Source organism: Streptomyces sp. NPDC107528 (assembly GCF_055639295.1).
On the sequence record NZ_JBVKAV010000007.1, the window covers coordinates 480,303 to 493,756 of the forward strand.

Annotated in this window: 15 protein-coding genes and 1 pseudogene; 7 read left to right on the forward strand and 9 right to left on the reverse strand. The window is 71.7% G+C overall.

Going from position 1 to position 13,454, the window contains the following annotated elements; all coding sequences use genetic code 11:
• Positions 1–11: 11 nt before the first annotated feature.
• A complete protein-coding gene (locus ACZ7L5_RS24620; protein ID WP_471518775.1) occupies positions 12–2,693 on the forward strand; it encodes an ABC transporter permease subunit in 2,682 nt (893 codons plus the stop codon).
• Positions 2,690–3,367 (forward strand): ABC transporter ATP-binding protein, encoded by a 678-nt coding sequence (locus tag ACZ7L5_RS24625; RefSeq protein ID WP_365063239.1) that lies wholly within the window; start codon positions 2,690–2,692, stop codon positions 3,365–3,367. The genes ACZ7L5_RS24620 and ACZ7L5_RS24625 overlap by 4 nt, the downstream gene beginning before the upstream one ends.
• On the opposite strand, the gene ACZ7L5_RS24630 is transcribed toward ACZ7L5_RS24625, so the two are convergent.
• Positions 3,300–3,845 carry a transglycosylase family protein gene (locus ACZ7L5_RS24630; RefSeq protein ID WP_365063236.1) on the reverse strand — a complete coding sequence of 182 codons (546 nt, stop codon included), beginning with the start codon at positions 3,843–3,845 and terminating at the stop codon, positions 3,300–3,302. The two genes, ACZ7L5_RS24625 and ACZ7L5_RS24630, sit on opposite strands and share 68 nt — an antisense overlap.
• Before the next feature lie 116 nt (positions 3,846–3,961).
• Positions 3,962–4,636 (reverse strand): LysM peptidoglycan-binding domain-containing protein, encoded by a 675-nt coding sequence (locus ACZ7L5_RS24635; RefSeq protein WP_328882610.1) that lies wholly within the window; start codon positions 4,634–4,636, stop codon positions 3,962–3,964.
• Positions 4,637–5,175: 539 nt separating this feature from the next.
• On the opposite strand from ACZ7L5_RS24635, the gene ACZ7L5_RS24640 reads away from it, so the two are divergent.
• Positions 5,176–5,958 carry a hypothetical protein gene (locus tag ACZ7L5_RS24640; protein WP_471518778.1) on the forward strand — a complete coding sequence of 261 codons (783 nt, stop codon included), beginning with the start codon at positions 5,176–5,178 and terminating at the stop codon, positions 5,956–5,958.
• A 111-nt stretch (positions 5,959–6,069) separates the two neighbouring features.
• Positions 6,070–6,423, forward strand: a complete 354-nt coding sequence (locus tag ACZ7L5_RS24645) for a hypothetical protein (RefSeq protein ID WP_328882608.1) — start codon at positions 6,070–6,072, stop codon at positions 6,421–6,423.
• Between the two features lie 66 nt (positions 6,424–6,489).
• Here ACZ7L5_RS24645 and der read toward each other — a convergent pair whose 3' ends face one another.
• The 5 genes from der to aroH form a co-directional block, all read right to left on the reverse strand.
• Entirely contained in the window at positions 6,490–7,968 is a 1,479-nt protein-coding gene (gene der, locus ACZ7L5_RS24650; protein WP_471518781.1) for a ribosome biogenesis GTPase Der, read from the reverse strand.
• A gap of 80 nt (positions 7,969–8,048) precedes the next feature.
• Positions 8,049–8,636, reverse strand: a complete 588-nt coding sequence (locus ACZ7L5_RS24655) for a lysophospholipid acyltransferase family protein (RefSeq protein WP_471518866.1) — start codon at positions 8,634–8,636, stop codon at positions 8,049–8,051.
• Positions 8,637–8,689: 53 nt separating this feature from the next.
• On the reverse strand, positions 8,690–9,376 hold the full coding sequence (cmk, locus tag ACZ7L5_RS24660) for a (d)CMP kinase (RefSeq protein WP_363042329.1): 687 nt from the start codon (positions 9,374–9,376) through the stop codon (positions 8,690–8,692).
• A gap of 142 nt (positions 9,377–9,518) precedes the next feature.
• Complete coding sequence (locus ACZ7L5_RS24665) at positions 9,519–10,604, reverse strand: prephenate dehydrogenase (protein ID WP_471518783.1); 1,086 nt, start codon at positions 10,602–10,604, stop codon at positions 9,519–9,521.
• Complete coding sequence (aroH, locus tag ACZ7L5_RS24670; protein WP_328882604.1) at positions 10,601–10,969, reverse strand: chorismate mutase; 369 nt, start codon at positions 10,967–10,969, stop codon at positions 10,601–10,603. The genes ACZ7L5_RS24665 and aroH overlap by 4 nt, the downstream gene beginning before the upstream one ends.
• A 117-nt stretch (positions 10,970–11,086) precedes the next feature.
• Between aroH and ACZ7L5_RS24675 the strand changes: the two genes are divergently transcribed.
• From ACZ7L5_RS24675 to ACZ7L5_RS24685, 3 genes are read left to right on the forward strand one after another with little or no spacing between them, the layout of a single operon-like run.
• Positions 11,087–11,221, forward strand: coding sequence for a DUF6529 family protein (locus ACZ7L5_RS24675; protein ID WP_471518785.1), 135 nt, complete (start codon positions 11,087–11,089; stop codon positions 11,219–11,221).
• A gap of 4 nt (positions 11,222–11,225) precedes the next feature.
• Complete coding sequence (locus ACZ7L5_RS24680; protein ID WP_467478575.1) at positions 11,226–11,672, forward strand: Rieske (2Fe-2S) protein; 447 nt, start codon at positions 11,226–11,228, stop codon at positions 11,670–11,672.
• A 22-nt stretch (positions 11,673–11,694) separates the two neighbouring features.
• Positions 11,695–12,438, forward strand: coding sequence for a nucleotidyltransferase domain-containing protein (locus ACZ7L5_RS24685; RefSeq protein ID WP_471518787.1), 744 nt, complete (start codon positions 11,695–11,697; stop codon positions 12,436–12,438).
• Here ACZ7L5_RS24685 and ACZ7L5_RS24690 read toward each other — a convergent pair.
• Together ACZ7L5_RS24690 and ACZ7L5_RS24695 are read right to left on the reverse strand one after the other, a co-directional pair.
• The gene (locus ACZ7L5_RS24690; protein WP_471518789.1) at positions 12,364–13,131 is read right to left on the reverse strand and encodes a nucleotidyltransferase domain-containing protein; all 768 of its coding nucleotides are present in this window, start codon (positions 13,129–13,131) and stop codon (positions 12,364–12,366) included. The two genes, ACZ7L5_RS24685 and ACZ7L5_RS24690, sit on opposite strands and share 75 nt — an antisense overlap.
• A gap of 3 nt (positions 13,132–13,134) precedes the next feature.
• Positions 13,135–13,434 (reverse strand): annotated as a pseudogene (locus tag ACZ7L5_RS24695) (ADP-ribosylglycohydrolase family protein); the annotation flags it as partial.
• Between the last annotated feature and the right edge of the window lie 20 nt (positions 13,435–13,454).

Here is a 13,454-nt window from a genome sequence, read left to right on the forward strand (position 1 = left end):
GGTCCGCCCCGGTGTCCTCCCTGACGTACGACCTCACGCTGGCCGGTCTGGCGGTCGGCAGCGCCGCCGCGCTCAGCGGGATCGGCCTGGTCGTGACGTACCGGGCGACCGGCGTGCTGAACTTCGCGCACGGGGCGATCGCGATGGTGTGCGCGTATGCGCTGCGGCAGTGCGTGGTGGAGTGGGGCTGGCCACTGTGGGCGGGCGCGGCGGTGACCCTGCTGGTGCTCGCGCCCGGCATCGGGATGGCGCTGGAACGGTTCGTCTTCCGTCCGCTGGCGGTCCTGGGCAGCGACCCGGCCCAGACCCTGGTCGCCTCCATCGGCGTCTTCGTGCTGCTGGTGGGCGGCGCGGTACTGCTGTGGGGCCAGGGTGCGCGGAACGACGCGCCGGAGCTGATGTCGGCGGAGCCCTGGGGCCAGCTGGCGGTGGCGCTGCTGCTGGCGACCGGGGTCGGCGCGGTGATCCGCTGGACGCGCTTCGGCCGGGAACTGCGTGCCGTGGTCGACGACCGTCAACTGGCGGTCCTCGGCGGTATCGACGCGGACCGGGTGGCGGCGGCGGGCTGGGCGTTCGGCTCGTTCACGGCGGGCCTGACGGGCGTGCTGCTGGCCCCGTACGTGCGCCTGGACCCGTACGGCATGCCGCTGCTGGTCATGGAGGTGGTCGCGGTCGCGGTGGCCGCGCGAATGCGCAGCCTGCCGGTCGCCGTGCTGACGGCGCTGGCCATCGGGGTGGCGCAGAGCCAGCTGACGCGGCTGCACCCCACGGGCCGGGGCGCCCCGCTCCTCCAGGCCGTCAGCACGAACCTCTTCGTCGTCGCCCTGCTGATCGCGGCCCTGGCCCTCCCCCGTGTCGGCACCCGCGACGCGCTCCCCCGCTCCGCCACCGTACGCGTGCGGACCCCTCCGGGCGCCTGGATCGTGGCGATGGTGCTCTTCCTGCTCCCCCTGGGCTTCGCGGGCTCGGACCTGCATACGTCGGTGCAGGTGCCGGCGCTGGGCGTGGTGCTGCTCTCCCTGGTCGTCGTCACCGGCCGCGGCGGCCAGATCTCCCTGGGGCAGGCGGCGTACGCGGGCCTCGGCGCCCTGTTCACGGCCCTGCTGGCGGCGGGCAGCTTCCCCGGCCTCCCCCGGCTGCCGGAGCTCGCGGCCCTCGCGCTGGCGGTCGTCCTGGTGGCCCCCCTCGGTCTCCTCACCGGCTGGCCGGCGATCAGCCGCCGGGGCCTGGCCCTGGCGCTGGCGACCTTCGCGGTCGGCGTCGGCGTGAGCCGCTTCGTCTTCGCCCAGCCGTACGCGATCTCGGGCCTCTCCCTCGGCCGCCCGGCGGGCTTCGACGGCGACCGCGCCTACTACGCCCTGGAACTGACCCTCCTGGCAGCCGCCCTGCTGACGACCTGGCTGCTGCGCCGGGGCCGCACGGGCCGGGCCCTGGCGGCGATGCGGGACCACGAGTCCGGGGCATCGGCGGCAGGCGTCCAGGTGCCCTCCCTCAAACTCCTGGCCTTCGTCTCGGGCGCCGCCCTGGCTGCCCTGGGCGGCGGAATGCTCGGCATGGGCCTGCGCGCCTTCGACCCGGCCGCCTACGACCCCGTCCGCGGCCTCCTCTGGTTCGCCGCGGTAGTCGTCCTGGGCGCCGACAGCACCCTCGGCGCCCTGGTCGCGGCGGCCCTCCTCGTCGGCCTCGACGCGGGCGCCCGTGGCGGCGTGGCAGCGGCCCTGATCGGCATCCTGGCGGTACTGGTGGGCCGCTTCCCCGGCGGACCGTACGAGGCACTGCGGACGGCGGCGGGGAGTCTGCGGCTGCGACGCGGGGCGAGGCTGACGGAGGTGGGGGTGAGGGTACGGAGGCGACTGCGGCCGACGGAGCGAGGAGCCGCACCTCGGCCGACCCTGACGGGCTTGACCGCGTCGGGCGTCGCAGGCCAGGAGGCCGCCGACGGCGCTCGGCCCCCACACGGGCCGAACGCGGCCAAAGGCCATGCGCCCACCCGCGCACCGGAACTCAGCACGCACCACCTCCAGGCCCGCTACGACAACTTCACCGCCCTGGACGACATCACCGTCACCGTCCACCCCGGCCAGGTCACCGCCATCGTCGGCCCCAACGGCGCAGGAAAGAGCACCCTGTTCCACTGCCTCGCCGGCACCCACCGCCCCGCCCACGGCCAAGTCCTGCTCGGCACCCGCGACATCACCCGCCTCCCCGCACACGCCCGCACCCGCCTGGGCATCGCCCGCACCTTCCAGCAACTGGCCGTCTTCTCCTCCTTGACCGTGGCCGAGAACGTCCGCGTAGGCGCGGAGCAGGGACGGATCCGAGACCCCTCGGCCGTGGAGCGGGCCCTCAGACTCCTGGGGCTCGACGGCCCGGTGCGGGCCCTGCCGGCCGCGGACCTGCCCACCGGCACACTGAGACGCGTCGAACTGGCCAGGGCCCTCGCGGGCAGCCCGCGCGTGCTGCTCCTCGACGAACCCGCCGCGGGCCTCGACACCGCAGAGGTCACCGCACTGGCCCGCATCCTCAAGGCCCTCGCCGCCGACGGCACTGCCCTGCTCGTCGTCGAGCACGACCTCGACCTGGTCGCCGACCTCGCCGACACCGTGTACGTCATGGCGGCGGGCCGCATCGTCGCCGCCGGCCCTCCCGACCGTGTACTCGGCGCGGCAGGCTCCCAGGAGGCCCCCGCATGACGACGATCTCCCTGCGCCACGCACGCGTGCGCTACGGCCCTCTGGAGGCCCTCCACGGCATCACGATCGCCGCGCCCGGCCCCGGCCTCACCATCCTGCTGGGCCGGAACGGATCCGGGCGCACGACAGCGCTGCGCGCCCTCGCGGGGACCGTGCCCCTGTCCGGCGGCGCGGTGTTGTGGGACGGCGCCGACGTGACCCGGCTGCCCGCGTACGAACGCGCCCGCCGCGGACTGTGCCTGGTGCCCGAGCGGCAGGCGGTGTTCGGCTCCCTCACCGTCCGCGAGAACCTCGAACTCGCGGCCCGGTCGTACGACATCGCCCTCGACGCCTACCCGCGGCTCGAACCGCTCCTCGCCCGCCGCGCCGGCACCCTCTCGGGCGGTGAGCAGCGCATGCTGGCCCTGTCCCGCGCCCTGTTGGCACGCGCGCGTGTCGTGCTCGTGGACGAACCCGCGCAGGGCATGTCGCCCACGGTCGCCGCCCGCACGTACGAGCTGCTGAGCGAACTCGACGCCTGTGTGGTCGTCGCCGAGCAACGGGTGCCGCCCGGCCTGCACGGCCGGGCGGCACTCGTCTACGAACTGCGCCGCGGAGCGGTCGTGTTCAGCGGCGAGTCGGGCGAATGGGCGCGCCGTGCAGCGCACCGAACCGGGTCGACCCCTTCCGGATGAGCTGCGACGTCTTCGAGGTCAGCCGTTCCGTGACGCTGGGCCGCCGCAATTCCATACGGCCCTTGAGCCCGTACCGCCTGGAACAGTGCGGCCAGGCTCCCCACCCCTGACTTGCCACCACCTTCCGGGCGATGGTGATCTGCTCCTTGCGGCTGGCGAGATCCGCGCGCGGGGCGTACTTCGACCCGCCGAAGGCCTCCCAGGTGCTCTGCGAGAACTGCAGCCCCCCGAAGTGACCGTTGCCGGTGTTGATGTGCCAATTCCCGCCGCTCTCGCACTTGGCGACACAGCCCCAGGGCCACTGGTCCTTGGCGCACGCGAGCGCCGCGGGTTTGGGAGGCGGTCCTGGGGCCGGTCGGGGCGGCGCCGTATGGATGTGACGCGTTGCGTGTGTCGCCTGTGCTGCGTGCGTCGGTCCTGGGGCGACGGCTGTGAACAGCGTGGCGGCCAGGACGATCGTGAGCGGTGTGCATTTCATATGAGCACGCTAGGCAGCCCATTGCGGCCATCCCGCGCGGCGCGTCCGATGAAGGCCGGGGCCCCACCCGGTCGGCGGACCGGGCGGGGCTCCGAGGCGTGGGCAGGGAGCGCTGCTCAGAGTTCGAGGCGCTGCCCGGGCACGATGAGGTTGGGATCGGCCCCGATGACGGACTTGTTGGCCTCGTGGAGCTGTCGCCAAGTGGTCCCGTGCCGGGCTGCGATGCCGCTGAGCGTGTCGCCCTCACGGACGGTGTAGTCACCGCGGGACGAGTCGCGGTTCGTGTGTCCCGACGAGCGCTCCGAACGCTCCGACGTCCGCGCCGGAGTCGACGGGGCCGCCTTGGCGGCGGGGGCGCCCGAACCGGCGGCGGAGGCCGCGGGTGCGCTGCCGGACGCTCCGGCCCGGGCCGAACAGGTCGGCCACGCGCCCCACCCCTGGGCACGCTGGACCTTGGTGGCCACCGCGATCTGCTGGTCCTTGCTTGCCTGGTCCGCCGTGGGGGCGTAGGCCGTACCGCCGTAGGCGCGCCAGGTGGAGGCGGCGAACTGCAGTCCGCCGTAGTAGCCGTTGCCGGTGTTGATGTGCCAGTTGCCGCCGCTCTCGCACTGGGCGATGCGGTCCCACACTCCACTGTCCGCCGCTGCGGCGTTGCCGGTCGCGGCCAGCAGTCCGAGCGGGGCGAGCAGTGCCGCCCCGGCGAGGACCGCCGTCGTACGAGTCCGGCTCCCGTTCGGAGCCTTCGGCGCCTTACGAGCGTTGTTGTGAGTGGTATCGGCACATTCGGACATGTAGTTCCCTCTCCAAGGACCCGGGGTCCCCCAAGACGGAACGCCACTCCCCACGCCACCGGGCGTGTGAGTCGCGCTCGCCCCGTCCGCCCGGGGATGGTGCTGCAAGCTGGTTGGTGCGGTCGGCGGACGTACCCGAGCGGTGCTCGTTGCACACGGCCGAGGAATCTATGGACAGCGGGCAGTCGGCATCAACCAACTCCTCGTCGCTCCAGGCCAGTTCACAGTTACCCCCGGTATCGGCGAATTTCAGCCACCCACTTCATTCGCTGATTTCCGGATTTGTCGACCAGGCACCCTGATGATCTGTGACGTACCCCACGCAACCAACTTCCTTGCATTTCCCTCCAGTTGACCGTGAGTGCGCGATTCCGCACCCGGGGTGACGGTGCGCGATGGTTGGTTCGATTCCGTTCGCCCTGATGCGTGACTCCCGCCACAGATCGTCCGTTGTCTTCTTCATGAGCCCGGGACCCGCCCGGTTCACGGGCCGGGAGCCACCCGGCCCGTCCACGCACCACATCCCGAGGGAGCCACCCGTGCCGCGCATGCTCGACGTCAGCGACGAGGTACGTGCCGAGATCGGCGACGAAGAGGCCGACCGGCTGCTCGCCGGAGAGAACGCCCCGGGCAGCTACGACTGCACCTCCTGCCGCACCCCGGGCGACTCCGAACAGGAGCGAACCAGCACCGTCCTGTTCATCGGGGACGAGACCGCCGTCCTCGCCTTCGCCCACGCCACCTGTCTGCCCTCCCAGGTCGTCCAGGTGACCGAGGAGCAGTTGCAGGGTGCCGTGAAGTCCATCACCGGCGACCGGGTCGACCTGGAGCCGGAGTCGATCGTGCCGGAGCAGGCCGTGCTCGGAGTCACCAGCGGACTGGTGCTGCTCGCCGGGGAGTTGCACCCCGCCCTGGTGGTCGAGCCGACCGGACCCATCGTGCGGCCCGGGGCGATCGGCGCCGGGGACGACTTCCTGCCGTTGCTCATCGAGCAGGGATTCATGCCGCTGACGGAGCTGGCCGACGTGCCGCCGGTGCTGCACGGATGGTCCGTACTGCTGGCCATGGGGCAGCTGCACGCCGTGCTGCAGCCGGGGCCGACCGGTGGGCAGCCGGTCGCGTGGTGGCAGGCGCATCAGCCGCTTCAGGTGACCGACGGGTGGCGAGCCGCCGCGAACAAGCACCAGCAGGTGCTGATGTTCGCGGCGCCGGTGGGTTCCATCGGACGCCAGCCCCGGGAGGACCTGCTTCGGGGGGCGCTGGACAAGTCGGCGGCCAACGGAAAGCTGGTCGGGGCCGCGCTGCCACTGGCGGGGACCTGAGAGCGCCCGCCGACACGGAGCTGTGCGCGTAGTACGTTCCTGCGCCTGAGCTGAGCAGGCGACCCGTCACCACGGCCGCATCTCTTCGAGCGCGGGGTCGTTTGGACATACGTGCATGCATACGACGTTCCCCGCCTCCAGGGCGGCTCATCGCCCACGCCGATCTACGACGCGCTCTACGCCGAGTACGTCAAGTCCTTCCGCTCGCTGCCGGGTGATCGCAGCGGGGAGGAGGACATGGGGTTCGTCGCGTTCGGGAACATGCAGCGCGGCACGGGCTCGTACGGCGGCCACCGCCCGGGGTCGTTCAGCAGCTCGTACAGCGCCTACAGCGCGGGGGCCCACAGCGCCCGGCACGGCAGCAACGGCCAGCAGCCTCAGTGGCAGCGCGTCGGACACATCGGACCGCAGGGCGCGGGGATGCATCACGTCCCGGCCGCGCTGCCGCCGGCGCGCAGAGGCTGAGCACACGTCAAAGGGGCGGCCCGCACCGGGCCGCCCCTTTGACGTGTCCTTGAGCAGCTCTAGCCACTACTTCTTCTTGCCGCGCTTCTCGCGCACCCGCACCGAGATGTGGATCGGCGTGCCGTCGAAGCCGAACTCCTCACGCAGCCGGCGCTCGATGAAGCGGCGGTAGCCCGCCTCGATGAACCCGGAGGCGAAGAGCACGAACCGCGGGGGCTTGGTGCCGGCCTGCGTGCCGAACAGGATGCGGGGCTGCTTGCCGCCGCGGACCGGGTGCGGGTGGGCGGCGACCAGCTCGCCGAGGAAGGCGTTGAGCCGCCCGGTCGGGACCCGGGTCTCCCAGCCCGCGAGGGCCGTCTCGATCGCCGGGACCAGCTTCTCCATGTGGCGGCCGGTGGACGCCGAGACGTTCACCCGGGGCGCCCAGGCGACCTGGCCGAACTCGGTCTCGATCTCCCGCTCCAGGTAGTAGCGGCGCTCCTCGTCGAGGGTGTCCCACTTGTTGTAGGCGATGACCATCGCGCGGCCCGCCTCGACGGCCATCGTCACGATGCGCTGGTCCTGGACCGAGATGGACTCGGAGGCGTCGATCAGGATGACCGCCACCTCGGCCTTCTCGACGGCGGCCGCGGTGCGCAGCGAGGCGTAGTAGTCGGCGCCCTGCTGAAGGTGGACGCGCTTGCGGATGCCCGCGGTGTCGACGAACTTCCAGGTCACGCCGCCCAGTTCGATGAGCTCGTCGACCGGGTCACGGGTGGTGCCGGCCAGCTCGTTGACGACGACGCGCTCCTCGCCCGCCACCTTGTTCAGCAGGGAGGACTTGCCGACGTTCGGGCGGCCGATGAGAGCGATACGGCGGGGGCCGCCGATCCCGGCGCCGCCGAAGGTCTGCTCGGGCGCGTCCGGCAGGGCCTCCAGAACGGAGTCCAGCATGTCGCCGGTGCCACGGCCGTGGAGCGCGGAGACGGGGTGCGGCTCGCCGAGGCCCAGGGACCACAGGTAGGTCGCGTCGGCCTCGCCGCTGGGGCCGTCCACCTTGTTGGCGCACAGCACCACGGGCTTGCCGGCCTTGCGCAGCAGGCGTACGACGGCTTCGTCGGTGTCGGTGGCGCCCACCTTGGCGTCGACGACGAAGACGACGGCGTCGGCGGCCTCGATCGCGTACTCGGCCTGCGCGGCCACGGAGGCGTCGATGCCGAGGACGTCCTGCTCCCAGCCGCCGGTGTCGACGACCTTGAAGCGGCGGCCGGCCCATTCGGCCTCGTAGGTCACGCGGTCGCGGGTGACGCCCGGCTTGTCCTCGACGACGGCCTCGCGGCGTCCGATGATGCGGTTGACGAGAGTCGACTTGCCGACATTCGGCCGGCCGACGACGGCGAGCACGGGCAGCGGTCCGTGACCGGCCGCCTCGATGGCACCCTCGACGTCCTCGAGGTCGAAGCCCTCTTCCGCGGCGAGCTCCATGAACTCCGCGTACTCGGCGTCGCCAAGCTCTCCGTGGTCGTGCCCTTCGGGCGAGCCCTCGGAGTGGATGTGGTCGTTCATGAAGTCCGTACCTCGTCGTTCATCGTGGTGATCGGTGGACCGCGCGGCTGTCGCCCTGCTGATCCACTACTCAGTGTCGCCTAGCGACCGGTCAGTCGCCTGGCGTTTTCCAGGTGCGCGGTGAGCTGCTTCTGGATGCGCTCGGTCGCCTCGTCGAGCACCTTGCGCGTACGCCGTCCGCTGCCGTCGCCCGCCTCGAACGGGTCGCCGTACACGACGTCGACACGGTGGCGCAGCGGCGGCAGCCCCTTTATCAACCGTCCCCGCTTCTCGGAACTTCCCAGCACCGCGACCGGGACGACGGGGGCCCCGCTGCGCACGGCGAAGTAGGCGAGCCCGGCACGCAGCGAGGCGAAGTCGCCCTCACCGCGGGTGCCCTCGGGGAAGATGCCGAGGACACCACCGTTGGACAGCACGCCGAGGGCCTGCGAGATCGCCGTGCGGTCGGCGGAGTGACGGTCCACCTTCAGCTGGCCGATGCCGGTCAGGAAGGGGTCGAGCGGGCCGACGAAGGCTTCCTTCTTGATCAGGAAGTGCACGGGCCTGGGCGACACGCCCATGACCATCGGCCCGTCGATGTTGTGGCTGTGGTTGACCGCGAAGATCACCGGCCCGGTCGGCGGCACCTTCCAGGCGCCCAGGACCCGGGGCCGCCACAGCCCGTACATCAGGCCGACGCCGATGCGTCTCCCGACGTCGGCACCCCGCTCGGACGATTGGCTCACTTCCCTGCTCGCTTCTCCTCGACGAGCGTGACGACGCACTCGATGACCTGCTGCAGCGTGAGCTCGGTGGTGTCCACCTCGACCGCGTCGTCCGCCTTGGCGAGCGGCGAGGTCTTACGGCTGGAGTCCGCCGCATCACGCTTGACCAGCGCCTCACGGGTGGCGTTGACGTCGGCACCCTTCAGCTCACCGCTGCGGCGGGCCGCGCGGGCCTCCGGGGAGGCGGTGAGGAAGATCTTCAGGTCGGCGTCGGGCAGCACGGTCGTACCGATGTCACGGCCCTCGACGACGATGCCGCCCTCCGCGGAGGTCGCCAGGCTGCGCTGCAGCTCGGTGATCCGGGCCCGCACGTCGGGAACCGCGCTGACCGCGCTGACCTTGGAGGTGACCTCCTGGGTGCGGATCGGGCCGGAGACGTCGGTGCCGTCGACGGTGATCGTCGGGTTGCCCGGCTCGGTGCCGGAGACGATCTCCGGCTTGCCGGCCACGGCGGCGATCGCGGTCGGGTCCTCGATGTCGATCCCGTTGGCCACCATCCACCAGGTGATCGCCCGGTACTGGGCGCCGGTGTCGAGGTAGCTCAGCCCGAGCTGTGCGGCAACGGCCTTCGACGTGCTCGACTTGCCCGTGCCGGAGGGGCCGTCGATGGCGACAATCACGGGCTTGGCGGCACCGTTTTCCACGGGGGACACCTTCCAGATGCGGTGTGACGGGAGTGTGGGGACGCGAGGGCGCCCCGCACAAGGTTACTGGGTGCGCGTCACTCGTCCGGCCGCCCGTGGCTCGCCCTGACGGCCACGGGGCACGGCGGCGGTGGCGGGCCCCCTACTGACGGATCGCCCAGCCCCGCTCCCGCAACGCCGCCGACAGCACCGGCGCCGCCTTCGGCTCCACCATCAGCTGGACCAGACCCGCCTGCTGCCCGGTCGCGTGCTCGATCCGTACGTCCTCGATGTTGACCCCGGCCAGCCCCGCGTCCGCGAAGATCCGCGCCAGCTGCCCCGGCTGGTCGTCGATCAGCACGGCGACGACCTCGTAGATCCGGGGAGCGGCCCCGTGCTTGCCGGGAACGCGCACCTGCCCGGCGTTCCCCCGCCGCAGCACGCCCTCGATTCCGGACGCGCCCTCCAGCCGCTTGTCCTCGTCGGAGGACTGCAGCGCCCGCAGCGCCCGCACCGTCTCCTCCAGGTCGGTCGCGACATCGGTGAGCAGGTCGGCGACGGGCCCCGGGTTCGCGGAGAGGATGTCGATCCACATCCCGGGTTCGGAGGCCGCGATCCGTGTCACATCACGGATGCCCTGACCGCACAGCCGTACGGCCGTCTCCTCGGCGTTCTCCAGACGCGCGGCGACCATGCTGGACATCAGGTGCGGCATGTGGGACACGAGGGCCACCGCGCGGTCGTGGGCGTCGGCGTCCATCACCACCGGCACGGCCCGGCAGTGCGAGACCAGCTCCAGGGCGAGGTTCAGCACCTCGGTGTCGGTGTCGCGGGTCGGCGTCAGCACCCAGGGGCGGCCCTCGAAGAGGTCGGCGCTCGCGGCCAGGGGGCCGGACTTCTCACGCCCCGACATGGGATGCGTACCGATGTACGAGGACAGGTCGAGGCCCAGCGCCTCCAGCTCACGGCGCGGCCCGCCCTTCACACTGGCCACGTCGAGGTAGCCGCGGGCCACGCCCCGGCGCATGGCGTCGGCGAGCACCCCGGCCACATGGGCGGGCGGGGCGGCGATGATCGCGAGGTCGACGGGGCCGTCGGGGGCCTCGTCCGTGCCAGCGCCGAGCGCGGCCGCCGTACGGGCCTGCTCGGGGTCGTGGTCGGCGAGGTGGACGACGACGCCGCGGGCCGCCAGCGCGAGGGCGGCGGACGTGCCGATGAGGCCGGTGCCGATGACGAGTGCGGTTCTCACTGGGCGATGTCCTTGCGCAGGGCGGCCGCGGCGCCGAGGTAGACGTGCGCGATGTCGGCGCGGGGCTTGTCGGACTCGATGTGCGCGAGGACCCGCACGACCCGGGGCATGGCGCCCTCGATGTCCAGTTCCTGGGCGCAGATCAGCGGTACGTCGGCGAAGCCGTTGCCCAATTTGCGGGCGGCGGCCGCCGGGAAGTCGCTGTGCAGGTCGGGCGTGGCCGTGAACCAGATGCTGATCAGGTCGTCCGCGGTGAGGTCGTTCCGCTCCAGGATCGCGGTGAGCAGGGCCCCGACCTGCTCGTCCATGTGGCCGGCCTCGTCCCGCTCCAGTTGGACGGCCCCCCGGACCGCTCGTACCGCCACGGCGCTGCTCCTTGCTGACGTACGGATCGACTCTTCGACTGTCCAGCCTAGTCAGCCCATGTGCGGCCCAGGCATGTCGCCCGCCCCCTGAGACACTGAGCGGCACCAGAGTACGAAATGCGCGTTTTCCTGTATCTGATCCTGTGTTGCTTCTTGTTTGGCATTTTGAGTGCAAAGATGCTGTTGATCCATGCGAAGCGCTTCCGCCCTCTGGTACTCCCGCCCTCTGGTTCTTCCGCACTTTCGGAGTGACGACATGACCTACCGTCCGACGCGGCGCACGATCCTCATCGCGACCGGCGCGACGGGTGCGACGGCGCTCGTCGCCGGCTGCGGCGATTCCGACGACAGCGGCGGGTCGACCGACTCGACCCCCACCACCTCGCCCGACCAGGACAGTCAGGACGGCCAGGAGGGCCAGGAACTGGCCTCCACCTCCGACATCCCGGTGGGCGGCGGCACGATCTTCAAGGACGAGAAGGTCGTGGTGACCCAGCCCGAGCAGGGCGAGTTCAAGGCTTTCTCCGCCATCTGCACCCACCAGCAGTGCCTGGTCGGCAGCGTTGCGGACGGAACGATCAACTGCCCGTGCCACGGCAGCAAGTTCAAGATCACGGACGGCGCGGTGGCCAACCCGCCGGCGACGAAGCCGCTGCCGGCGAAGAACATCGTCGTGGAGGGAAATTCGATCCGGCTCGTGTGATCCGCCACGTACGCTCCGGGGCATGCGCCCCGAGACCCTGGTCCGCGACCACACGATCTATGCCTGTGTGATGGGCTCGCGCGCCTTCGGCCTGGCGACGGACGGCAGCGACACCGACCGCAGGGGTGTGTTCCTCGCCCCCACGCCGCTCTTCTGGCGCTTCGACAAGCCGCCGACGCACATCGACGGCCCGCTGGAGGAACAGTTCAGCTGGGAACTGGAGCGCTTCTGCGAGCTCGCGCTGCGCGCCAACCCGAACATCCTGGAGTGCCTGCACTCCCCGCTCGTGGAGCACGTCGACGACACGGGCCGCGAGCTCCTCGCCCTGCGCGAGGCGTTCCTGTCCCGCCAGGCCTTCGAGACGTTCACGCGCTACGCACTGGGCCAGCGCAAGAAGCTGGAGGCGGACGTCCGCTCCCACGGCGCCCCGCGCTGGAAGCACGCGATGCACCTTCTCCGTCTCCTGACGAGCGCCCGCGACCTGCTGCGCAGCGGCCACCTGACGATCGACGTGGGTGATGGGCGCGAGGCGCTGCTGGAGGTGAAGCGCGGCGAGGTTCCCTGGCCGGAGGTCGAGTCCCGGATGACCCGCCTGGCGAGGGAGGCGGAGGAAGCCGTCCACCACAGCCCGCTCCCGGCCGGGCCGGACCGCCGCCGGGTCGAGGACTTCCTGATCCGCGTCCGCCGCGCGTCAGCTCTCCAGCCGGGTCCGTACGACGAAGGTGTGCAGGGCGTCGTGGACGCTCGGGGCGTCGGGCAGCGCTGAGGCCGCCTGCGCCTCGTCGAGCGCATCGTGCAGCCGCTCGACGTCGGCCGCCGCACGCGCGTGGTCGACGTCGGCGGGCCCGTGCTCCTGCTCCGCCTTCGCCGCGATCAGCTCCGGCAGATAGCCGGGCGCCTGGGCCTGCCCGCCCGGGACGCTCTCCCCGACCAGCGTGGGCAGATGCGGCTGCACCTCACCGCTGCGCATCAGATGGATGCCGGTGAGCAGCACCCGGAAGGTGTAGAGCAGCGGCTTGAGCTCGCCGGTCTTCTCGAAGAGCCGCCACTGCGTGTTCGCGAAACCCCGGTAGTGATGGGCGTGGTGGCTGGTGAGGACGCCGGGCGCCAGCTCGGCCAGCTCACGGTGGGCGTCCGTGGTGTGCACGACGAGCGGCGAGAGCAGCTGCTCCAGCACATAGCCGTTACGGCGCAGCATCAGCCTGACGAACTTGCGCAGGTCGTGCGTGACCAGGTCCATCTCGACGCCGTCCCGGACCCACATCCGTGACCGCGTCTCGTCCGGCTCCCGCAGCCCGACGAGATCGGCGGCCGGCAGCAGATGCACGCCCCGCAGGTCGACGTCCGAGTCGCGCGACGGAAAGCCGTACAGATGCGCGCCGGAGACGGTCGCGAACAGCACCGGGTCGGGCTGCTCGGCGACGACGGGCGTGAGGTCGATGTCCAGGGCGTCGATCATCCGTCAAGCGTCCCAGAGCGCTCCGAGGGTCAGCAGATCACCCCGGTACTCGATCCGGTCCGCCCACTCGGTCGGCCAGGCGTCCGCGCCCAGGTACGCGCCCGCGAAGGCCCCCGTCAGGCACGCGATCGAGTCCGAGTCGCCCGACGTACAGGCGGCCCGGCGCAGCGCTGTCAGCGGCTCGTCGACGAACCACAGGAAGCACAACAGGCCGCAGGCCATGGCCTCTTCGGCGATCCAGCCCTCCCCCGTCGCCAGGCACGGATCGGTCTCGGGCGAGACGGTCCGTACGGCGCCCTGGACCCCTCACGGAAGGCAGACCC

Coding starts and splice junctions, on each gene's coding strand:
- ACZ7L5_RS24630 (WP_365063236.1), bottom strand. CDS start 3,845: ATGAAATGCACACCGCTCACGATCGTCCTGGCCGCCACGCTGTTCACA.
- ACZ7L5_RS24655 (WP_471518866.1), bottom strand. CDS start 8,636: ATGTACGGGCTGTGGCGGCCCCGGGTCCTGGGCGCCTGGAAGGTGCCG.
- ACZ7L5_RS24625 (WP_365063239.1), top strand. CDS start 2,690: ATGACGACGATCTCCCTGCGCCACGCACGCGTGCGCTACGGCCCTCTG.
- ACZ7L5_RS24690 (WP_471518789.1), bottom strand. CDS start 13,131: ATGATCGACGCCCTGGACATCGACCTCACGCCCGTCGTCGCCGAGCAG.
- der (WP_471518781.1), bottom strand. CDS start 7,968: ATGAACGACCACATCCACTCCGAGGGCTCGCCCGAAGGGCACGACCAC.
- ACZ7L5_RS24685 (WP_471518787.1), top strand. CDS start 11,695: ATGCGCCCCGAGACCCTGGTCCGCGACCACACGATCTATGCCTGTGTG.
- ACZ7L5_RS24675 (WP_471518785.1), top strand. CDS start 11,087: ATGCGCGTTTTCCTGTATCTGATCCTGTGTTGCTTCTTGTTTGGCATT.
- ACZ7L5_RS24680 (WP_467478575.1), top strand. CDS start 11,226: ATGACCTACCGTCCGACGCGGCGCACGATCCTCATCGCGACCGGCGCG.
- ACZ7L5_RS24635 (WP_328882610.1), bottom strand. CDS start 4,636: ATGTCCGAATGTGCCGATACCACTCACAACAACGCTCGTAAGGCGCCG.